Here is a 20,698-nt window from a genome sequence, read left to right as displayed (position 1 = left end):
TAGAGCCGTTTAAGACGGTAGCAAGTATTTTATATCATTATGAAATGATCGTTTAACTGGCTAAAGTTAATGAACGGTCATTTCTTTTTGTCGTTTTTAAGCAATTCTACAACTAAACGAATTAAAGCGATGGTAAACATACCAAAACTTAGAATCAGTTTAATTGTATCCAATGCTGACAAAAGGCTACTCCTCTCCATAGATTTCAGTACTCACTTTCATAAGCACCACCACCTCTCGGAAGTCGCCACCGTCATAACTTCTCTACAATGAAAAGTATATCATACCTACCAGACTTTTTGAATGAATAATTTTCCTGTTCTCAAAGATGTTTGAGACTATAAAAAACAAGATTACAAAAATTTTTTGTTATTTTTCCTTATATATAAGAGAGCGATTTTGAGTGTTATTTAATGGTATTTGTAAGAAAAATTATGTTGCGTGTTCGTATTCTTTTCGTATATACTTGAGTGGTAGAATAGAACGAGGGACATTCTCTCTTCGGTCCCCAAGTATTGCGTATCATCAGCTCTTCAAGTAATCGCTGTGATGTGCAACAAAAAACAGCTCATAGTGACATGAACTGTTCAAATTAGAATATAAAAATAAATTGGCACTTCAACGTCTGGCAGCAACCAGACAATTGAAGCCTTGTAAAGACAGTGGTATCTGCTCAAACAAGTTGCCAATAGTGCTAGCAACATGTACTAGCTTCTTTCATTGTACCTAAAGTGTGCCTATTTTTCTATAGGTTTCTTGGATTCTCTTTGGGTTATGCTGAAAAAGTGGTAGATGATTCTTTGGGACTATTGTAAACGATATTGGGTGATGTTACCTGATATCGTTTTTTTTCTATTCTACAACTTTAGTGAAAGGAGGTTTCCTTCAAAGTAAAGCAAATGATCAATGATAGATATAAAATCAAGGCGAGAACGTTCGTTTCGTTCACCTTGTACTTTGCATTATCCACTCTGTTCTTTGGTCAGTTGTGGTTATGCAAAACAAAAAAGGCACTTCATCATCTGACAGCAATCACATGATGAAGCCTTGCATAGACAGTGGTATCTGCCTGTACAAGTTGCCAATTGCTAGCACAAAAGCACTAGCTCTTTTTATTGTACCTAATTTTACTGGGATTTTCTAGTCTGTCTGGAAACTTTTGGTTTGGATTTTGTATTTTATAGAGAGATTGGGCTTTATCTAGAGGATTGATGACGGTATTGGTAGTTAAGTTAGGAGGATAAAAAGTCGCTAAGGTTTGAGCAACTGGACTAAAAATGGGGCAATACGCTTTTCGTATTGAAGCATTTTTAGGAAGTTGTCGAAAAATGGAGTGAGGTAAAGAGCACCTCAATCAATTTTCCTATTTTTCTGTCAGAGCTAAACGAACCCACTACGCTTTTAAAATAGGGAGGAAATGGGTTGTGAAAAAAGAAGGTCAGAGTTTAAAGGTGATTCCTTATCAGGATATTACGGATTTGCAGCATACGTTGGATCGGTTGCAGTCTTGGGAGGAGCCGCTTGCTGTGTTGGATCATTTTTTTCAGTTTCGGAAAGGACCGATTAATAAGAAGCAGGTTGTGAAGGAGTATTATGCTTGTGGGCATTTGTTTCATGCTTTTTTTGAGGAGTTTTTGAGGTTGATGGCGATTGAGGAGGAGAAGGTGAGGAAGTTGGATGGGGAGAGGAAGGTTTTGGGTGAAGTTTTGAGGAAGTGATGTTGATAAAAAATAAACTAGGTTCACTGGTATGAGTGTCCCTAGTTTATACTATACGATTATTCAAAGAGGTTGGGATAGAAATTTTATGAATCTAAGTTTATTTCTGAAGAATTCGTTTCTGATCCCCCGATTATTCAGTATTAACGTGTTTAATAAAAAGAGAGCCCACTTCTGTCTCAAAATTTATACGTTTTTTCACATAATTAACGAGAGTGTAAAATAAACTGTGTAAGTAGCTCATTCTAGATAAGCTACTTATACAGTTTTTCTTTTCATGCAAAGGAAATTCAGATAAAATAAAAATGAAAGGATGCGAGAATATGGCGAGACAGAAAAGAGATCCTAAAACTGTTGAATTAGCGAAAACCATTCTAGAAAGCTACAATCCTGAAAATGTCGATGACATGCAAGACGCTCTAAAAGATATTTTTGGTCCCTTATTTGAACAAATGCTTCAAGGCGAAATGACCCATCATTTAGGCTACGATATTCATTCAAAACAGGAGAAAGAAACGAACAATCGAAGAAATGGATTTGGCTCTAAGAAAGTAAAAACAAGCTTTGGAGAATTCCCTATTGATGTACCTAGAGACAGAGAAGCCACGTTTGAACCAGAACTTATTAAGAAACGTGAACGGGATGTTTCAGCTATCGAATCAAAGGTTTTGTCCATGTATGCCAGAGGCATGTCTCAAAGAGATATCGCTCATACCATTGATGATATTTATGGGTTCTCCATTTCTCACGAAATGATTTCTACAATCACCGATTCTGTTCTTCCAGAACTGGAGGAATGGCAAAATCGCCCTTTGGCGAAGTGTTATGCCTTTGTTTTTGTGGATTGTATGTATGTGACGTTAAGAGAAAATTATGAAGTCAAAGAATACGCTGTGTATACAATTCTTGGCTATGATTTAAAAGGGAAAAAAGATATTTTAGGGTTGTGGTTGAATGAAACCGAGAGTAAAAACCGCTGGATGCAGATTTTTGATGAATTGAAATCTCGCGGTGTACAGGACATTTTCTTTATGTCTATGGATGGTGTTTCTGGGCTTGGAGATGGCGCAAAATCTATTTTTCCAAAGGTGATCGTTCAACGCTGTATCGTCCATTTAGTGCGTAATGCGCTTCGGTATGTTCCTTATAAAGACTACAAGGAATTTTCTCGGGAAATGAAAAAGTTTTATGGTGCTCCTTCATTAAAAGCTTGTCAAAGTGCTTTTGATGCTTTTCAAAAACGTTGGTCTCACTACTCTGGTGCAGTAGAGGTTTGGAAACGGAATTTTTCTCATGTGGAACAACTTTATGATTATGGTAGCGCAGTGCGTAAAATTATGTACACAACAAATGCCGTTGAAAGTATTCATTCCAGCTTTAGAAAAGTAACTAAAAAAGGCGCATTTCCAAATGAAACCGCTCTTTTAAAACTTCTTTATCTACGAGCAACAGAATTGGAAAAGAAATGGACAGCTGGATTTATTCCCAATTGGCCGATGGTCTTAAATCAATTAATGGCGAATGAACAGTTTTCTGAGCGCATCAACACTTATAGCTTATATATTTCTTAGTCACTAACGCATCAAAAAAGAACATCAAATTTTCCTTTTTTGGTAAGGTTTCTTTCTTATACCCTTTTAACCGAAGGTTATTTAGGAATGGTTTAATGTTCTTTTTCGTTCTTAGATTTGTCAGTTACACACTTTAGTTGACAAACCCTAATTAAACATAGGTAATATCCCTAATTGATACATACTTTTTGTTTATAAACAAAACCACCTTTTTCAGAAATAGACTTTTTTTTACAAAGACTAGCTTTATCCCAAAAAACTTCTTAAAATATCCAGCTATATGTTCACATATTAGCAAGCAAGAGCTCGTTTTATTCAGATATCAAAAGTATCAAGACTAATTAATTCATATTCATATATTCTATTAACCCTTTTATCATCCCAATATGGAAAAGCAATGGGTCTTAAAAATAAAGTTGGTCGCATCAAAAATTCATACTCCCTTCTTTTTAACCCTTCTATAGATCGTATATAAATACCATGAATTCCTTTTGGAACAAAAATTTTTAAAAGATTATTTTCTAAGCCACAATCGTTAGTTTGACCATTTGTACATCCTTCTATTAACAAACTGGTACTCAATAAACCTTTTTCAGAAAAAGGTTCTTCTGGATTTGACTTATTATGTTCTATCAGAAGATTGATAAAATCATCTGAAACAATCTTATATACAATTATATTTTCTGGTAACCTTGGGGTAAAAGAAAGCAAAAATTGTAATATGTCTGAAGCTGATTTTACTTCATCCAAATCCAGATTTTCTCCAAAGTCCAAAGAAAGATTTCTTAAATATTTATTGATTTTTTTGTAGTAATAGCCACAATAGTATGCAAGCGGATCTTTATTTATTGAATATGATATTCCTGATTCAAGACTTGACAATGACTGAACTGCTGATCTATATTGTTTTGACCATTCGCCATAAATTTCATTTCCCCATTGATCAGATTCTTCAGGAGTAGTAAATGATCGAAATACATTCTTATCAAAGTTATCGCAATCGATTTCTCCATATTTTCGTTTATTCATTATAATATTAAGTTTATCAAATATTGTTATTCCCCTCCAAACATCTCCAATTGCTAATTTTAAACTTTGCTATTGTCTCATTTACTAATTCCTTTTACTTAGTTGTACTGGAACAATACCTGTAACTGTTATAATAACAATATTTTCTACTTTTGGAATCATATATCAATAGTAATTTAACAGATTTAGTTTTTTTATAATAAAAATTAATTAGCTAGACATCTATCTATTCTTTAGTATTTTAAAATATTTACTTTTTATGTAGCTTCTTAATTTTCGGGAAAATTATTGTAATCTATAGAGTCGTAAAAGGCTCTATTTTCCTCATAATTAATATATTCAAGCTTATACTTACGTCTCGCCAGTTTTTCTATTGGGCCTAACAAAGTACTTAATTTACAAATTTTGTGTTCGGATGATAATTCACTGCCTTTATTTAATTCCGTAACTCCTGATTTTATTAAAAGATCATCAATTATTTCATTTGTGAATTTTTCAGAATTCTCAACCGGTATGTTTAAAATATCAACCAATGACAAGTCATCAAAAATACCTGATCCTATCATTTGAATCGCCATACCTTTGCTTTTTTTACTATAAATACAGTTTGATATGATTACAAAAAATTCTTTAGCTGTAATTTGGGTTCTTAAGATACCAATGAACATATGATATTGATCATAATCAATATAGTTATCATCTAATCTCTGATTAAGAGTTTTTAATATTCTGTGAAGCGTTCTCAAATAATGTCCGATTTCCATACTAGTCACTGTAGCCTGATTCTGTGTATAGGTGGATAGACTTACTAATCCAAGATTTTTATTGTATTCTTTTTTAAAAGAAATTATAAATTTTTTTACATCAGTGCTTTCTTGAACTTTACTGAAAACATTAAGCAAATTATAAAAATCAGTATGTGTCATATTATAATATTTCTCTTTTTTACGTTCTTCCAATATTTTTTTTTCATTCTCTCGATCTTCTTTTTGAATTTCCAATGTATTTGTAAACGCCTGAAATGCTAAAATAGCCGAAAAAAACGGTACAACAAGAGTTACATAGTTTAATCTTGTAAAATACGATATATTTCCATCTACTTTATTTATAAAAGGAAGCGAGTTATAAAGTTTAAGTAAATCAGGTAAAAAGATAAATATTAGCAATATAACTAACAAAAATAGCATATTTATTTGCTTCTTTTTCAACATTTTCACTCCTAATATTGTATATAAGTTATTATAGTAATTCGAAAAAAGAATAATAATCTATAATTCCGTATACTTCTCTTTACTCCCTTTACTCTTCTCAACTGGATACTTCTTCTCATTAAGCTTCAATTTCTTCTCAATAATCCCTTCAACATCCAACTCCAAATCAGATGCCAACATCAAACTATAAATCAACACATCCGCCAATTCCTGTTCAATATTCTCTTGATTCTTTTCTTTCGCTTCCTCACTCGTTTTCCACTGAAAATTCTCCAGTAATTCGGAAGCTTCCAAAGAAATCGAAATCGCTAAATCTTTTGGATTATGAAATTGTCGCCAATCGCGATCATCTCTAAATTGATTGATTTTCTTGATTAATTCGTTCATTTTGATTTCTCCTTTTGAATTGTCATTAACTTCTCTCTCAGTTTATCATCACTTGCGTAAATATATAAACCATTGATTCCTCGTTTTAACAAAACATTGATTGAATTCAAAATGATTTGTTCTTTCACTTTGTCGATATTTTCGATTCCATCACGACTTTTGAATGCTTCTGAATCTTTATATTTTTCACTATCGATTTTCAGCTCATTCTTTTCAGCATCATACCCAATTGAAGGTCCTAAAATCACCCCTACATAGTTTAAATCAAAGCCTTGTATTGTATAAATCGATCCAACCTCATTGATCGTTGCTTCTTCTTCTGCCCAACTTTTTTTGTAATCTGTACGATTCCAAGGTGCAGAAAAATCCCCTTCTTCAACAAGATACTTTCCGCCATCCTTTTTATGCGTATAGTCAAAGGTTGAAACGATTCTACTTAAACCAAATTTCTGATTTTTTGCTTTTATTTCCGTTCGCATATCTTCAGCGCTAGAGAAAAAGCGGAAATCAAACTCATCATCGCCAAATCTTTTTTCCACTTCAGTCTTTTCTCTTTTTGTCACTTTAGGAAATGGCAAAATTTTTCGATCCACAAATGAATCTACCCAATGAACGATTTCAGGAGCTGCTTTCATTCTAAATTGAGTCGTTAAATGGTATTCTTCATGAACTGGGTATTTATCTTTTATTTCAACAAGACTATCTACATCCCAATGACTTTTTAGCTTTAGAACTTGCTTTTCATCAAATACAACAATCGTGACTTTACTTCTTTTGATAATCTCTTCTAGTTGGTTCTCATATTCAAAACTATTGTATTTGTCCTTCGTAGAAAGTAGTAAATGAGATTCATCCACTAACACGATGTCTGCTTGTTTTCGTTTGCCTTTGTCGATATCGTTAATAAAACTTGTTGGTTTCATAAAATTTTTCTTTTTGAAGTTAGGTAAACTTTCTGCTATTTTTTTATATGTTTTCAGCATCTCATTATGGTTCACCAAAAGATAGTTATTATCCTGATTAAAATCGGCAAACTCATTATTATTTTCTTTCTTTTCAGCTAAATCTTGAATCGTTTTAAATATGGAACTCAAAACCACACTTTTACCTGTGCCTGCTTCTCCTGCAATAAAAAAGACATGGTGGTCATTTTCTGTATCAGCTAAGCTTCGTTTACAGAACTCAATTACCTTTTCTTTTAAGTCTTGTTGTTCAGGTGATAATCCACGAAATGGTGATAATTTGAAAGTGTCCTTATTTCTTAAAAAATCAACGCTATGCTCAACGATTTTTTCATCTCTAAGACGAGTCCATATTTTTGAAAACAGCACTTCATCATAGTATCTTTTATCATAATAATTGTGTGATTCACTGCCTTTGATTTGGCTTCTATTTTCAACTTTGTATTTTTCATCAGCGACAAAACAACTGATTAAGTTCGTTTCTATATTTAATGCTGCAGATACATTCAATGTGTCATGACCAATCATGACGATTTTCTTCATCATATTTTTCTTATTACTTTTTAGATGTTCTGACATTCGTTTATCAAAACGGTAACTTTGTCCAACATATGCTTCTGGCATCTTCTTTTTGTCCGTATTATATAAGATATACAAAATAGGATAGTTGGTTTCAAAAGGATCTTTTAACTTTTCAACCTCTTTTTCACAAAAATCATATTCTTTGAGCTGTATTTGTATACTATCATCTTCATATTTCATCATCTACACTCTCCCAAACACATTGTAACAATTATTTTCAAAATAAGGAATCTTTTATGTAAGAAAGTTTTAATTTATAGATAGAAAAGAACTAATTTTGCGTAATAAAAAAGCATCTTATATTATCATCCTGAAATAAGCAACTAGCAAATAGTAAAATTTCTACACAATTTTATCACTCACCATAAAATCCGTCTCAACGACTTTTTCCCAACTCATTCACTCAAACATTTTTCCGCAATAGAATAAATGCTAGATTTATCTCTTTTCTACACTCATACAACTTTCCTTTTAGCAGTGCCCTAGCTAGCTTCCCAAGTTGTTTGATTTTATCCAACCCTTTATCGATGATTTTTTTAAGAACTGTCCAATTTTTCATATTCTTCCTTGGCTTTTTAAAAGTACTGCAACTTCTAAATCAAGCAAGCCTTCTTCTAACTTTAATTTCTCTAACAATAGATTTTCATATTGCTCACTACTTAAAATGACACCAACACCTTTATTGTGATTCAAAATGTACACGCTTGTCTCTGTTGCTTTTGCTTCTTCAATAATATCTATAGGAGCCTTCTTTAATTCAGAAATTGAGCGAATTGGCGTATCTAGTATTTTCATGTTATTGTTTCCTGATTCACATTTTTTTATTATAATGTTTTGTCCTCATATTGGTATTCTTTTATCCTATCGGCATGCTTAGTCTATTTATGTTGTCAGATTTTTTTATTACCTCTTTAGCATTCAATTTCTTAATGTCAATATAATACAAAGAAACACTTCAATATCCAATATACACCCTAACATACTATCAACTAAGGAACACAAAAAGCCCACCGACTTTTGCAGAAATGGTGGGCTCGTATATCATGATCTGTTACGCTCTCCTAAAAGATATAACAGATCATTTTTTTATCGATGTTTAATTAGGATACTTACTGATTTTTTGTCTTATTGATTATGTAAAAAATAATTTTTAGGTTTTAATAATGATAAATAATCGAAGCGTGCTGGTTTAAATCCGATTGCTTTTATTTTTCCATTTTTTCCGACTTTTTATTTTTAATTTGGGGAATTAAGTTCATCTTAGGGAAAATCACATAATCAAAAGTTTTCAGTGTTTCTATTACTTTTTTGCAATCTCCCAAAAAATTATTAAAGTCTATTAATGCAAAATAAAATAGCTACAATAAATGATAACAAATATACTTTACTTTCTATAAAATCAATACTTTCATATTAACCCTTATATCTACTTTCAATCATTCCGTCTTTTTGAAATTTCTTGTAACGTATATTTATCTCCTTTTAAGATTTCATCGAGAGAAAAATCAAAAAAGAAGCTTAATTCGACTAGAGTATCAATGTTAGGATAAGACTGTTCATTTTCCCATCTTGATACTGTTTGTCTCGTTACATGAAACTGATCAGCTAATTGTTGCTGAGTTAAATTTTTTCGTTCCCTGCACTCTTTTAATAATACTCCGATCTCCATATAGCCATCCCATCTTTAAAAAGATTTTTTTGCCCCCACTTATCATATTCCATTAATTTTGCTTTGCTCATCCCATAGGAATAAGTCCGCATCAACGACTAAATCACTAACCAGTTTATTTCTTCTGCTCAATACTATACAAATAACTCAATAACTCCTAACATCGCAAAAACATTTTTTATCCAACACCTCAATAACTTAAATATTACACAATATATATTTTTTAAAAAGCAATTTGAACGTTACATAATGACGACCTTAGCGAATTTTTGTGTTTATTCACAATTATTACGCCTCTTTTTGAAAATGATTATTCTTCACGCCTTCATTAAAAGAGAAATCAGTGAGAGAATTTTTATCATGTTCTACTAAGAATCGCAACGAATGAATACTAAAAAAGAGTAAAATAAACAAAGTAGGCATGTTGCTTAAATCAGCTACTTCCCTTGTTTACTTTATACTCTCCTATTATATCTCTCATTGTCAGTCGATAATATATCAATAAAAAAATTCATTACTATAATTTAACTTTCAATGTATTTTGTTTTAGTTCTTTTATTTTTTTCAATTGGATACTTTTTAGCATTTAACGCCAAATCCGATACTGATCATTTCCGCAAAATTTTCTCCATCGCTTTTCCTTTTGCTAATTCATCGACTAGTTTATCTAGATAGCGAATTTTTTGCATTAATTCATCTTCGATCTCTTCCACTCGATAACCACAAATCACGCCTTTAATCAAAGATACATTAGGATTCAATTCTGGCGCATCTTTAAAAAATGTTTCAAAATCAACGCTGTCGTCTATCTGTTTTTGCAAAGTTGTTTCATCATAGCCTGTTAGCCAAAAAATAATTTCATCAACCTCGGCTTTTGTTCGCCCTTTTCTTTCAACTTTTTTGATATATAGTGGGTAAACACTTGCAAAAGACATTGTAAAAATTTTTGGTTTTTTTTCTTCCATTGGCGTCCCATCCTTTGTTAAATTACTTAGCTTTATTATATAATTAGTTCGGTATTTATCAAAGCTTAGTGTTTTCTTCTTTTAAGTTATTTAAACTCGTCGTCAGTTGATGGATGGACTGCTTTTCGATTTTTGTGATAGTAGTTATCAATTGCTCAATCGTTTCATCCTTTTCTATCTTGAGTTTTTCATCCAGAGAAAGGGTTTTTGTTGGCTTTTTGATTTGAGGTACATCATTAAATGGCTTCTTTCTATTTTTCACAATCATCGCAATTAGAAAAAAGCATAAAATAATCCCTAATATAAGCATAGCTATTCAGCTCCTTTTTTATAGCTTCATTGTTTAAATCTTGGTGATATATTTATATACGCAATCATGACACCAACTAATATAACGATCCCGATCACACCCACCAATTGAAGCTTTGGAAACACGCGCATTAATCCAATCAGTGCCGCAGAAATGATTAAAAGACCACTCATTGCTTTACCAAGTGCGGATGCATTCACTTTTTCCTTTTCTTGGTGACTCGTGGTATTGTACCCAGCAATCAGCCACAGCCATTTTCCACGCCAAAATTGTACAGCACAACTGACAAATACAACAATCATAAGTAAATCAAACATTCCTTACTCCCCCTTCTTTGTTTACATTCTGCCAAACTTTAGCATTGAATGCTACTCTTTTTTTTAAATCAAGTAAAAAAGAACCTTAACAAGTTTGTTAAAGTCCTTTTATACTACTTACCCTTGTCCTAAAATATCCAAAATAATCTGTGCATGCATACCAGAGCCTACTGGGAAACATTCTTCCATAATTTTGAATTTTGGATGATGATTCATATATCCGCACCCGTCTTCTGCTGTTCCACCACCTAAGATAAAGAATGATCCTGGTTTCACGTCTGTATAGGCAGAAAAATCTTCGCCGCCCATCATTTTTGGCGCTTCAAACATCATCTCTTTGCCCACAACTTTTTCAGCTGCTGCTCTTACAATATCTGTTGCATCACTGTCATTATTCACTTCACTGTAACCTAGTAAATAATCCAACTCATAAGACGCATCATACATCTTACAAATACCGTCAATGATATCTTCGATCCGTTTTTTGATAAACATACGAACTTCCTTATTATTCGTACGAACCGTTCCTTGAATTTGTGCTGTATCAGGAATAACATTTGCTGTTTTTCCTGAATTAAATTCACCAATCGAAATTACTGCGTTGTCAAAAGGACTAATGTTTCTTGAAACAATGTTATTTAGATTATTGATGATTTCTACTCCAATCATGATTGGATCAATTGAAAGATCTGGCGTTGAACCATGTGAGCCTTTACCTTGGATCTTCAAGGTAAACACATCAGATGCTGCACTTGCTGCACCTTTTCTAGTTCCAACCATTCCAACTGGAATATTGGGTGCAATATGCAGACCAAAAACCATATCTACATCATCCATCACACCCGCTTCTACTAATAACTTTGCCCCTCCTGGCGGTTCTTCTTCAGCTGGTTGGAAGATAAATTTCACAGTGCCAGCGATTTTATCCTGCATACCTGTCAAAACTTTAACTGCGCCCAACAGCATTGCTGTATGAGTATCATGCCCACAAGCGTGCATCACCCCTGGATTTTCAGATGGAAAATCCACATCTGACTCTTCTACGATTGGTAACGCATCAATATCCGCTCTTAACGCGATCGTCTTTCCTGGCTTATCACCTTTTAACGTGGCAATCACACTGTTTTCAGTCAATGAGTTCACTTCAAGATTAGGAAATTCAGCTAGGATGCTTTGGATATATTTTGCCGTTTCCACTTCATGAAAAGATAATTCCGGGTGACGATGTAAATGTCTTCTCCATTTGATCATATCCCCTTGAGGCATTTGTTCTTGAATGTTTGTCATTTTTCTTCCTCCCTTTAGTTCAAAAGATTTTGTTGTTTTTCTCTATTTTTGTTTAATAAACATAATCGTTACAGCCGTCAACAAGCCAACAACTAAGAAAAAGATAAATGTTGAAATGTATTGACCATTTGATACTTCTACTAGCTTTCCAATAAGAGTTGGTGAAACAAAACCACCAAGTATCCCCCCTGTTGCAAGCGTTCCATAACTTGGGGCAAATTTTGCTCCTTCAAAAATTCTTAATGGAATACTCATCATTGTTACAAACGAAATAATCAAGAAAAAGTTTGCTAAGCCCATAATAATCGCTAATAGTACAAGGTTTTCCATATGATAAGACCCAAATGCACAAAGTGCTCCTAACACAGCCGTAATAGCAACAATCGCTTTTTCTTTATGTTGGAAAAAGCGTCCAACGACATAACTTCCCCCGATTGAACCTAACAGCATAAACAAACCGCCAACACTACTAATCACAGCAGCCCCATTTAAATCTAAGCCTCGTTCGCCAGTTAAAAAACTTGGCACCCAACTAGACAGGCCATATAACAAACAGTTGATAAAAAAGGCGCTTAAAAATAAAATCCAGACACGAATATCTGACCAGATAACAAGAATCGAAATTTTATCGGTTTTAGTTGCAACAGCTTCTTCCTTTTCTTGCTTCTTCTCATTTTTAGGAATAGCAATAATCAAAACAATTGCTATAGCAACTGCTAATGCCGTTAAAATAAGATAAGCGTTTTTCCATCCTGCGTTAGTAATAATCGGTGATAATGCCAATGGTCCAATAAATCCCGCGAATCCTGAAGAAGACAGCAAAATTCCTTGTGCAAATGTCCGTTTTTCAGGTGGAAAATTCATTGTTACTTCTTTACTCGCAGATGATGCATACCCCGAATGTGCCAACAACCCTGTCAGAAAGCGCAGTGACATAAACATAATCAATGATGTCCCAAAGCCAAATAATAAAGAAAACAAGCCCATTCCTAAAACAGAGCCAATCAGAACAACACGTGAGCCAACCTTATTAATCACCAGTCCCATCGGAATCTGCATAATCGCATATCCTAAGAAAAAGGCACTCATGATCATTCCTTTCGCTGCTGGCTCTAATCCAAATTCTGTTGAAATCGGAATGAGTGAATAGCCGACTGAAAGCTTGTCAATATATACCATGGTATATCCTAAAAATAATGCAACTAGCAACAAGCCAGTTCTCTTTGGTTCTTTCTTTTCCATAAGTTCCTCCTTAAAACAACATTCCATTTTCTTCTTCTGCTTTTAAATACTCGTTCAATTCCTTTGTTCACTGTATTACCAAATGAAGAACAAATGGTTTGTTCTATTAAAATAATTCTTCATTATAGTATAATCTATTATTTGTCGGAAAAGAAGAGCTAAATGAGAAATTTATGAACAATAAATGAATAACAAACAAATGAACTGAAAGAAAAGATTAATAATAAATAGCGTATCCTCAATTCTAATTTACAGACATCAACTTGTTTACAAGCTCAATAATAAAAAGAGCAATCCAATAGCAATGAACGTAAAAAATCCAAAGCTATTATGAATGTTTATTCAGATTCCATAGCCAACTCGTTTAGGAGTGAACAATCGAGATTCAGCAAAGTATTTCCCCTTTTCACGAATAAATCGTTCCTAACTCTTTTGTTTTTTCTTTGAGTAATTCTACCAGCTCTTTTGGTGCGATAACCTCTGCTTCTTTTCCTAGTAATAGAAAAAAATCTGCGGTAAATGAAATATCTGATTGATCAATAATGATTGATACTTCTCCTTGTCCATTTTCTTTCACTTGAACGCCTTTGTATAAGTAACGATTTTCCAAACATTGTTTTACACCTTTTTTAGTCAGATACGCCAACAATCTTAATGGTTTTTGCGGCTTATACTCTGCTTCTATCTGTTTTAGTTTAATAGATGGTTCAAAGATATGCTCAGTAACTATCAATTTTTTGATTCTATCTACTCTAAAATGTCTCGTTTCTTGGTTGGTACGATCTAAAGCAAATAGATACCAAAAACCATCACTAGCATAAAGTCCAATCGGCTCTAAGCTTTTCTGAGAAATCCGTATAATGGACTGATAACAAACATCGATTACCTTATGCTCCAACGACGCAGTGATTAATTCATTTAAATAAGGAGCTGAAACTGCTTGTTTACTTACAGAGAGCTGAAAATGATCAGAGAGGTTTAACAACTTTTTTCTTACTTCTTTCGATACAACTTCCAGTAGCTTTTCTCTAGCTGTGATTGTATTAACCTTAAACGGAAAATCCTTATAATCTGTCAATGACTGGATGGCAAAATAAAGGGAAAATAATTCATTTTCTGTAAAAAGGACGGGAGGTAAAATTTGATTTTCTAACACAGTAAATCCTCCATTACGTCCTTTTTTTGATTCCACGTATACACCTAGGTCAGCTAAATCCGAGATATAACGGTAAACACTGCGGACAGATAATTGAAATTGATCAGCTAATTCCTGTGCGGTAAATGTCTTCTTATTTTGAATGTACCATAGCATATCATACAAAAGTGCTTCTTTTTTCATTCTTTACACTTCTTTCTATAAACTGACAAAACATGTCATATTTTATCGTTATACTTATGGTAAAGGAGGAATGATAATGAGTCAAATTCAAATTCGCGGTGCACGTACTAGAAATTTAAAAAATATCGATCTGTCCATTGATAAGTACAAAATCCATGCTTTTGTCGGTGTTTCTGGTTCTGGAAAGTCGTCATTAGTGTTCAATACTATTGCAGCCGAAGCTCAGCGACAAATGAATGCTACTTACCCAAGTTATGTTCAAAATCGAATGCCCCACATGGAAGCGCCACTGGTAGATTCAATTGAACACCTTTCACCTGTGGTAATCGTGAATCAAAAAGCGTTGGGGGATAATCGGCGATCAACCATTGGGACAGCCACCGATATCAACCCTACCTTGCGTTTACTTTTTTCACGTTTTGGTCAGCCTTTTGTAGGTTATTCTGATCTGTTTTCGTTCAATAGTCCAAATGGCATGTGTAAAACTTGTACTGGTTTGGGATATGTTACTAAATTTCTTTTGGAAGAGCTACTTGATTATGAGCGCTCATTGAATGATGGAGCTATTTGTTTTCCGACTTTTGAACCTGGCAGTTATCGCTGGAAACGATACGTAGATTCTGGTTTATTTGACAATGACAAAGCCTTGAAAGACTATAGCCAAGACGAACTCAACCTTTTGTTATATTCAGAAGAAATCAAACCGCCGGCTCCTCTTAAAGGATGGTATAAATCGGCTACTTATGAAGGATTGATTCCACGTATTACTCAAACGTTTATTCAAAATCTATCAAAAAATTATCGGGTTACCTTCCCGATATTAAACGTGTTACGCAACAAAAAACATGCTTGGATTGTCAAGGGTATCGTTTAAATCAACAAGCACTATCTTGCAAAATCAATGGAAAACATATTGGGGAATGTTTGGCTATGCAATTAGATGAATTAAGTGATTTTTTACGTAGTTTATTACAAGAGGGTGTTCAGCAACTACTGGAACATGTATTACAACAGGTCGATTATCTTTGCCAAGTGGGGTTGGATTATCTGAGTCTAGAGCGAGAAACAGGAACGCTTTCAGGCGGTGAGTCTCAACGTATCAAATTAATTCGCTCTATTGGCAGTAGCTTGACGGATCTAATCTATGTTTTAGATGAACCCAGTATTGGTTTGCACCCTCAAGATATGCAGGCAATTGCTCAGTTGATTCAAGCAATCAGTGCCAAAGGGAATACAGTCTTACTCATTGACCATGATAAAGCAATGATTCAGCTAGCGAATACTGTCTTTGAATTAGGGCCTAAAGCCGGTGTTCATGGTGGCGAGCTGACTAGTGTGGGTAGTTATGACCAATGGGCCCAACGTCAAAAAGACCAACCATCATTAACTAGAAATACACTAAAGCAAACACCAAAAACTATATTTTCAGCAACGCATATCTCTAAAAACAATGTACAGAATGTTTCAGTAGCCTTGCCCAAACAACAACTAATTGCACTCACTGGTGTTGCCGGATCTGGCAAAAGTTCGTTTGCCAACGCGCTACAGGAGAAGTATGAAAAAGACGTTTTTTATGTCACACAAAAAAGGGTGCATACAAGTCGCCGATCAACCCTTATTTCCTTTACTGGATTATTTGATGACGTCCGCCGATTGTATAGCAAGCACAATCAGATTTCTGCGAGTTATTTTAGTTTTAACGGCAAAGGTGCTTGTCCCACTTGTAATGGGAAAGGATTTATTGAAACTGAATTGGCTTTTCTTGATCCGATTCGCAGTGTTTGTGAGGCTTGTCAAGGAACAAAATATCGTAAAGAAACTCTAGCATACACGTATCGTGGTAAAAATATTGGGGAGATACTGGCACTTTCAGTTGAAGAAAGTTGCGAATTTTTCGCTGATCAGCAAAAAATGGTCACACAATTGTTCTGGTTAAAAGCTATTGGCCTAGGTTATCTCACCTTAGGACAGACGTTAAATACATTGTCAGGAGGAGAATTGCAACGTTTGAAATTAGCTTGCAACCTTGATTGTCAAAGTAAACTCATCATTCTAGATGAACCAACAACAGGTTTGAGTACACAAGATGTCCAAGCTTTACTCAATGTGTTTGACACGCTTTTACAAAATGGCAACACACTCTTAGTGATTGAGCATAATACAGAATTGATTCGATTGGCTGATTGGATGATCGAATTTGGTCCAAGCTCAGGAAATAAAGGTGGGCAAGTGATTTTTGAAGGGACACCAGCTGATGCAGTGAATAATCAAGCATCTATCACTGGTAAATTTTTATAGCATAGTGATTTCAAAACAAAAAATCTAGCTCATAACTCTAAAGGTTATATCTTAGACCTCAAATAATAGGACGAAAGTTGCTTCATGTTTCTCAAACATAGCAACTTTCGTCCTTACTTTTTTCCTTACTTTTTCAATACTTCTTTTCTACGGAAGTATTCTTCTTCAGTGATATTTCCTTTAGCAAATTCTTCATCTAACACATCTAACGCTGACGAATAGGATGACTGTGTTGTTGATTCTGACTGAGGGGGATTTGATATTAATGGTTGGTTCGATCTATCTCTTAGAAAATAAACAACGACCATAATCGCAACAATGATTAAAATCCACCAAAGAATTCCTCCACCAAACATATCTCCTCTCATCATTCCTCCGCCTTCTGTGAAAAAACGTGAACAGCTACCCATAAATCATCACTCCTAACTTATTTTTCTTTATTGTAAAAAAAAATTATGTCAAAAGTGTGTCGAAAAAAATAATTCAGACCTGTCACAAGTAATTCTTCACGTTAGATCTTGATATGTTTGATTAACGTTTGATAGGAGGCAAAAGATGGATGTTTTGTTAGTTCCTTATTTTCAAAAGCTAATGCTTGTTTTTCGATGATTTCTTTCGTCAGTGTATCAGAAAAATTGACAAAGTCATTATTGGTTGCTTTATTATAAGATAACGAAAAATACTTTGATTGACGATAATATTGTTTTAAGTGTGTTGCGGTAATTTTTTCTGGTTGGTCTGAAAAATATTCATCATAACGAACCGTATCAATTTTTCCCTCTGTCATCGTCAACTGTAATCTGCCAATCAAACCATTCCCAAAATCTTCTGCATAGCCAATATATTTTGTTTTGGATGGTTGCCTTATCTCATCAGAGAGTTCTGCTGCAATAGTCATCAATCCTTCTCTAGCTGAGGTTGAAGAACCTTTGACCGTTTTAAAATTCCCCTCAACTCGATTTTCTTCCCGCATTTGTTTCTCAACAAAAGTAATTCCATTGACCACTGTTACTAGCGTCGGATCAGTTCTTGGATTTTGTGCTTGAAAAAATGCATAGTCGGAAAGACGTTTATTGACACCTGAGTATTTTGATTCATAATAATTTTCAGCGCCATATTCATTGAATTCAACATTGATAATTTTAGTGGTATCATCTGTAATAATTTCGACAATTCCTTTATTACCAACATCAAAATAACCCTCATTTGTATAATAATTACCTTCCATCAAACCTAATGGCGGCTGATTTGACCAGAACATTTTCTTTAATTTTTCTTCGTAAGTATATAGCGGTTTTGGATTGGATCCAAATGTCGTTTGGGTTGCACCAGTAACTACATCATAGTTATAGGAGGTAGTTTCAAAGTCCAAATCATTTACAGCCTTTTCCTTTTCTGTTTCATTTGATGAAACAGTCTCAGAGGAATCAGGAACAAAAAGTGCTGGTTTGGATGATTCGTTGGTCTTTTCTGCGCCTTTTCTTTGATCTGGTTTACAGGCTGTTAAGATAATAATGGTACATATAAAGAAAAAAGTAAGTATATAGTTTTTTTTCATTTGTTTCCTCTCTATAATGGTTTTTTAGGTATTAAAACGATAACCACTCCCCCAAATTGTTTCTATTGGGCTTTCGGATAGTTTTCCTTTTTTTAGTTTTTCTCTAATTCGTCCGATGTGCACAACGACCGTATAAATATCACCATCAAGATCATCCATGTCCCACACTTGTCGAAATAATTGTTCTTTCATCCACACTCGATTTGGGTGTTCCATGAAAAAAAGCAACAAATCAAATTCTTTAGTCGGAAATAAAATTTCCTTCCCTAACACAAAAACTCTTCGCGCACTTTTATCGATCATGATAGCTCCGATTTCAATGGTATCATTAACTCGATCTGTTTGTGTCAGTAGTTGATAACGTTTGATATGCGCTTGAACACGGGCAACTAATTCACTTGGACTAAATGGTTTTGTCATATAATCATCTGCACCTAGTCCTAACCCTCTGACTTTATCAATATCTTCTTTTTTAGCAGAAACAATCATCAATGGAATATTCTTCTTTTCTCTAATACGACGACAGATTTCAAAACCATCCATTGATGGCAACATAATATCTATTACAATCAAATCAAAGTCTTCATTTAATGCTCGATTCAGCCCAAATAGTCCATCATTCGCAATTTCTGCTTCTATATGATTGATTTGTAAATAATCTTTTTGTAGTTCTGCAATACTTGCATCATCTTCGATTAATAAAACACGCGATACTTTCGTTGACATTTGGCGTCCCCCTCAAGCTTTTCTCAGTAAAATTCTAACTGTTGTTCCTTGATGCAGCTCACTCTCAATCATCACTTGGCCTTCATGCATATCGATAATTTGCTTAACAATGGCAAGGCCTAAACCACTCCCACCCGTATTTGTTGGTCGAGCTTCTTCTCCTCGATAAAAATGATCAAAGACAAACGGAAGTTGTTCCGCCGAGATTCCTTGCCCGTTATCCACTATCTGTATCTCTACCATTTTTGAATGGGTTGAAACATTGATTTGAATTAAAAGAGGGCGATCGATTGCTTTAAACTTCAAACTATTTTCGATTAAATTAACAAAGACTCGGTTCAACTGCATTCGATCCGCCAACACATAGCTTCCTGCTTGTTGCGTTGAGAGTTGAATGGAAACTTGTTTATCTTGTAGCTGGAATTCCTCAATGATGTGCTTCAAAAAGTCATTGATATTGATCCGTTCAAAATCAAAAGGAACTGCCGCTGCATCTAATTTTGAATATAGAAATAATTCTTCAATTAGCTCATTCAATGAGACAGCTTTAGTATGAATCGTTTCTAAATACTTATCGCGTTTTTCTGGTGAATCCGCTACACCATCCAATAAGCCTTCAACATAGCCTATAATCGAGGTAATCGGTGTTTTCAAATCATGAGAAATACTGGCAACAAGTTCTTTACGATTATTTTCAAGTTTTGCTTGTTCCTCCGTTGAATAAATCAAAGCTTTCCGCATTTTTTCAAAATCATCCGTCAACTGCTTTACTTCCATGGCCGCATCTTTTGCAGGTTCCGTCACTAAAGTTTCTAATTGACCTTTACTTATCCCAGACATTCCAACGCCCAGATTTTCCAAAGGATGGATAATCGTTTTTTTCAATAAATGATTGAGAAACAGTAATCCGCCAAGTGTGACAAATAAAATCGTTACAATAATCAATACGCCCCATTTAGTCATAAACTCTAAAAAATTATTTTCTTTTTTTAAGATTAATAGACTACCAGGAAGTTGATCACTAAAATAAAAATCAAATTTCATATAACGATACAATCGACCGGCATTATCAATAGTGCCTCTTGTTTCGATATTATTAGCATCGAATGTAGGAAAATGAGCGACCAGTGATTTCTCTACCAATTCTTGTGAATAATAGGCTATACTTTCTTGCTTACGTACAACGACACCTAAAGATTCACTTTCAAACTGATTGATTGTTTTCTTTAATTCCTCTGGTGGCGTAAGTAGTTGATCTGGGCTAGATTTAGCTATCCCGCGCAATTTGATATAGGCTAATTCTTCTTCTGGACTCAATGAACGTTGCTTTGAAAAACTTTTATATAAGGTTTCTGGACTGGGAATTTTTCCTGTCGTGACATAAAAAACAATACAAATGATTGAAAAAAGCGAAAGACAGGCAATCAAAATGCCCCCAATATATGAAATGAGAAATCGTTTTTTTATGGTCATTTTTTTCTCCTTTGTTTCAGTTATTAGGGGATCAATTGCGTTTACTCAGAAATT

The 20,698-nt window shown here is 34.1% G+C and carries 21 protein-coding genes; 4 read left to right on the top strand and 17 right to left on the bottom strand.

Features of this window, described 5'->3' with window-relative positions:
* Positions 1 to 77: 77 nt before the first annotated feature.
* A complete protein-coding gene (locus A5880_RS13435) occupies positions 78 to 200 on the bottom strand; it encodes a putative holin-like toxin (protein ID WP_086329522.1) in 123 nt (40 codons plus the stop codon).
* 1,224 nt (positions 201 to 1,424) lie between these two features.
* Here A5880_RS13435 and A5880_RS13430 point away from each other — a divergent pair.
* On the top strand, positions 1,425 to 1,718 hold the full coding sequence (locus tag A5880_RS13430) for a hypothetical protein (protein WP_086329521.1): 294 nt from the start codon (positions 1,425 to 1,427) through the stop codon (positions 1,716 to 1,718).
* Positions 1,719 to 2,041: 323 nt separating this feature from the next.
* On the top strand, positions 2,042 to 3,289 hold the full coding sequence (locus A5880_RS13425) for an IS256 family transposase (RefSeq protein WP_086329520.1): 1,248 nt from the start codon (positions 2,042 to 2,044) through the stop codon (positions 3,287 to 3,289).
* 315 nt (positions 3,290 to 3,604) lie between these two features.
* On the opposite strand, the gene A5880_RS13420 is transcribed toward A5880_RS13425, so the two are convergent.
* From A5880_RS13420 to A5880_RS13365, 12 genes are all read right to left on the bottom strand, one after another.
* Positions 3,605 to 4,318 (bottom strand): ADP-ribosyltransferase, encoded by a 714-nt coding sequence (locus tag A5880_RS13420; RefSeq protein WP_086329519.1) that lies wholly within the window; start codon positions 4,316 to 4,318, stop codon positions 3,605 to 3,607.
* A gap of 269 nt (positions 4,319 to 4,587) precedes the next feature.
* Positions 4,588 to 5,526 carry a putative phage abortive infection protein gene (locus tag A5880_RS13415; protein WP_179190345.1) on the bottom strand — a complete coding sequence of 313 codons (939 nt, stop codon included), beginning with the start codon at positions 5,524 to 5,526 and terminating at the stop codon, positions 4,588 to 4,590.
* 60 nt (positions 5,527 to 5,586) lie between these two features.
* Positions 5,587 to 5,916: a nucleotide pyrophosphohydrolase gene (locus A5880_RS13410; protein ID WP_086329517.1), complete on the bottom strand. Its 330-nt coding sequence runs from the start codon at positions 5,914 to 5,916 to the stop codon at positions 5,587 to 5,589.
* Positions 5,913 to 7,643 carry a DNA/RNA helicase domain-containing protein gene (locus A5880_RS13405; RefSeq protein ID WP_218776206.1) on the bottom strand — a complete coding sequence of 577 codons (1,731 nt, stop codon included), beginning with the start codon at positions 7,641 to 7,643 and terminating at the stop codon, positions 5,913 to 5,915. Before A5880_RS13405 ends, A5880_RS13410 begins: the two co-directional genes overlap by 4 nt.
* Positions 7,644 to 8,015: 372 nt before the next feature.
* Entirely contained in the window at positions 8,016 to 8,255 is a 240-nt protein-coding gene (locus A5880_RS13400; protein ID WP_086329516.1) for a type II toxin-antitoxin system Phd/YefM family antitoxin, read from the bottom strand.
* A gap of 637 nt (positions 8,256 to 8,892) precedes the next feature.
* Positions 8,893 to 9,129, bottom strand: coding sequence for a helix-turn-helix transcriptional regulator (locus A5880_RS13395; RefSeq protein WP_086329515.1), 237 nt, complete (start codon positions 9,127 to 9,129; stop codon positions 8,893 to 8,895).
* Between the two features lie 608 nt (positions 9,130 to 9,737).
* Positions 9,738 to 10,094 carry a DUF2200 domain-containing protein gene (locus A5880_RS13390; RefSeq protein ID WP_086329514.1) on the bottom strand — a complete coding sequence of 119 codons (357 nt, stop codon included), beginning with the start codon at positions 10,092 to 10,094 and terminating at the stop codon, positions 9,738 to 9,740.
* 58 nt (positions 10,095 to 10,152) lie between these two features.
* Entirely contained in the window at positions 10,153 to 10,404 is a 252-nt protein-coding gene (locus A5880_RS13385) for a hypothetical protein (protein WP_086329513.1), read from the bottom strand.
* Positions 10,405 to 10,430: 26 nt separating this feature from the next.
* The gene (locus tag A5880_RS13380) at positions 10,431 to 10,721 is read right to left on the bottom strand and encodes a DUF3784 domain-containing protein (RefSeq protein ID WP_086329512.1); all 291 of its coding nucleotides are present in this window, start codon (positions 10,719 to 10,721) and stop codon (positions 10,431 to 10,433) included.
* A 117-nt stretch (positions 10,722 to 10,838) separates the two neighbouring features.
* The gene (locus A5880_RS13375) at positions 10,839 to 12,008 is read right to left on the bottom strand and encodes an amidohydrolase (RefSeq protein ID WP_086329511.1); all 1,170 of its coding nucleotides are present in this window, start codon (positions 12,006 to 12,008) and stop codon (positions 10,839 to 10,841) included.
* A 42-nt stretch (positions 12,009 to 12,050) separates the two neighbouring features.
* Positions 12,051 to 13,250, bottom strand: coding sequence for an MFS transporter (locus tag A5880_RS13370; protein WP_086329510.1), 1,200 nt, complete (start codon positions 13,248 to 13,250; stop codon positions 12,051 to 12,053).
* Positions 13,251 to 13,656: 406 nt separating this feature from the next.
* Positions 13,657 to 14,589 (bottom strand): helix-turn-helix transcriptional regulator, encoded by a 933-nt coding sequence (locus tag A5880_RS13365; RefSeq protein WP_086329509.1) that lies wholly within the window; start codon positions 14,587 to 14,589, stop codon positions 13,657 to 13,659.
* A 76-nt stretch (positions 14,590 to 14,665) separates the two neighbouring features.
* Here A5880_RS13365 and A5880_RS13360 point away from each other — a divergent pair, with 76 nt between their 5' ends.
* Both A5880_RS13360 and A5880_RS13355 read left to right on the top strand, forming a co-directional pair.
* Positions 14,666 to 15,463, top strand: a complete 798-nt coding sequence (locus A5880_RS13360; RefSeq protein ID WP_218776205.1) for an excinuclease ABC subunit UvrA — start codon at positions 14,666 to 14,668, stop codon at positions 15,461 to 15,463.
* A 56-nt stretch (positions 15,464 to 15,519) separates the two neighbouring features.
* Positions 15,520 to 16,887, top strand: coding sequence for an ATP-binding cassette domain-containing protein (locus tag A5880_RS13355; RefSeq protein ID WP_218776204.1), 1,368 nt, complete (start codon positions 15,520 to 15,522; stop codon positions 16,885 to 16,887).
* A gap of 125 nt (positions 16,888 to 17,012) precedes the next feature.
* Here the strand turns inward: A5880_RS13355 and A5880_RS13350 are convergent, their stop codons facing one another.
* From A5880_RS13350 to A5880_RS13335, 4 genes are all read right to left on the bottom strand, one after another.
* Positions 17,013 to 17,297 carry an SHOCT domain-containing protein gene (locus A5880_RS13350; RefSeq protein WP_086329508.1) on the bottom strand — a complete coding sequence of 95 codons (285 nt, stop codon included), beginning with the start codon at positions 17,295 to 17,297 and terminating at the stop codon, positions 17,013 to 17,015.
* A gap of 101 nt (positions 17,298 to 17,398) precedes the next feature.
* The gene (locus A5880_RS13345; protein ID WP_086329507.1) at positions 17,399 to 18,445 is read right to left on the bottom strand and encodes a hypothetical protein; all 1,047 of its coding nucleotides are present in this window, start codon (positions 18,443 to 18,445) and stop codon (positions 17,399 to 17,401) included.
* Positions 18,446 to 18,469: 24 nt separating this feature from the next.
* Positions 18,470 to 19,171 carry a response regulator transcription factor gene (locus A5880_RS13340; RefSeq protein WP_086329506.1) on the bottom strand — a complete coding sequence of 234 codons (702 nt, stop codon included), beginning with the start codon at positions 19,169 to 19,171 and terminating at the stop codon, positions 18,470 to 18,472.
* Positions 19,172 to 19,183: 12 nt separating this feature from the next.
* Complete coding sequence (locus tag A5880_RS13335) at positions 19,184 to 20,644, bottom strand: sensor histidine kinase (protein ID WP_086329505.1); 1,461 nt, start codon at positions 20,642 to 20,644, stop codon at positions 19,184 to 19,186.
* Positions 20,645 to 20,698 lie beyond the last annotated feature (54 nt).

Origin of the sequence: Enterococcus sp. 4G2_DIV0659 (assembly GCF_002140715.2) — a bacterium.
Lineage (GTDB): Bacteria > Bacillota > Bacilli > Lactobacillales > Enterococcaceae > Enterococcus_L > Enterococcus_L mansonii.
Note: the sequence above shows the minus strand (reverse complement) of the source record. Positions and strands in the feature narration are given on the sequence as shown.

Coding starts and splice junctions, on each gene's coding strand:
- A5880_RS13385 (WP_086329513.1), bottom strand. CDS start 10,404: ATGCTTATATTAGGGATTATTTTATGCTTTTTTCTAATTGCGATGATT.
- A5880_RS13345 (WP_086329507.1), bottom strand. CDS start 18,445: ATGAAAAAAAACTATATACTTACTTTTTTCTTTATATGTACCATTATT.
- A5880_RS13405 (WP_218776206.1), bottom strand. CDS start 7,643: ATGATGAAATATGAAGATGATAGTATACAAATACAGCTCAAAGAATAT.
- A5880_RS13370 (WP_086329510.1), bottom strand. CDS start 13,250: ATGGAAAAGAAAGAACCAAAGAGAACTGGCTTGTTGCTAGTTGCATTA.
- A5880_RS13425 (WP_086329520.1), top strand. CDS start 2,042: ATGGCGAGACAGAAAAGAGATCCTAAAACTGTTGAATTAGCGAAAACC.
- A5880_RS13420 (WP_086329519.1), bottom strand. CDS start 4,318: ATGAATAAACGAAAATATGGAGAAATCGATTGCGATAACTTTGATAAG.
- A5880_RS13335 (WP_086329505.1), bottom strand. CDS start 20,644: ATGACCATAAAAAAACGATTTCTCATTTCATATATTGGGGGCATTTTG.
- A5880_RS13435 (WP_086329522.1), bottom strand. CDS start 200: ATGGAGAGGAGTAGCCTTTTGTCAGCATTGGATACAATTAAACTGATT.
- A5880_RS13365 (WP_086329509.1), bottom strand. CDS start 14,589: ATGAAAAAAGAAGCACTTTTGTATGATATGCTATGGTACATTCAAAAT.
- A5880_RS13350 (WP_086329508.1), bottom strand. CDS start 17,297: ATGGGTAGCTGTTCACGTTTTTTCACAGAAGGCGGAGGAATGATGAGA.
- A5880_RS13390 (WP_086329514.1), bottom strand. CDS start 10,094: ATGGAAGAAAAAAAACCAAAAATTTTTACAATGTCTTTTGCAAGTGTT.
- A5880_RS13340 (WP_086329506.1), bottom strand. CDS start 19,171: ATGTCAACGAAAGTATCGCGTGTTTTATTAATCGAAGATGATGCAAGT.
- A5880_RS13400 (WP_086329516.1), bottom strand. CDS start 8,255: ATGAAAATACTAGATACGCCAATTCGCTCAATTTCTGAATTAAAGAAG.
- A5880_RS13410 (WP_086329517.1), bottom strand. CDS start 5,916: ATGAACGAATTAATCAAGAAAATCAATCAATTTAGAGATGATCGCGAT.
- A5880_RS13380 (WP_086329512.1), bottom strand. CDS start 10,721: ATGTTTGATTTACTTATGATTGTTGTATTTGTCAGTTGTGCTGTACAA.
- A5880_RS13395 (WP_086329515.1), bottom strand. CDS start 9,129: ATGGAGATCGGAGTATTATTAAAAGAGTGCAGGGAACGAAAAAATTTA.
- A5880_RS13355 (WP_218776204.1), top strand. CDS start 15,520: ATGCAATTAGATGAATTAAGTGATTTTTTACGTAGTTTATTACAAGAG.
- A5880_RS13360 (WP_218776205.1), top strand. CDS start 14,666: ATGAGTCAAATTCAAATTCGCGGTGCACGTACTAGAAATTTAAAAAAT.
- A5880_RS13375 (WP_086329511.1), bottom strand. CDS start 12,008: ATGACAAACATTCAAGAACAAATGCCTCAAGGGGATATGATCAAATGG.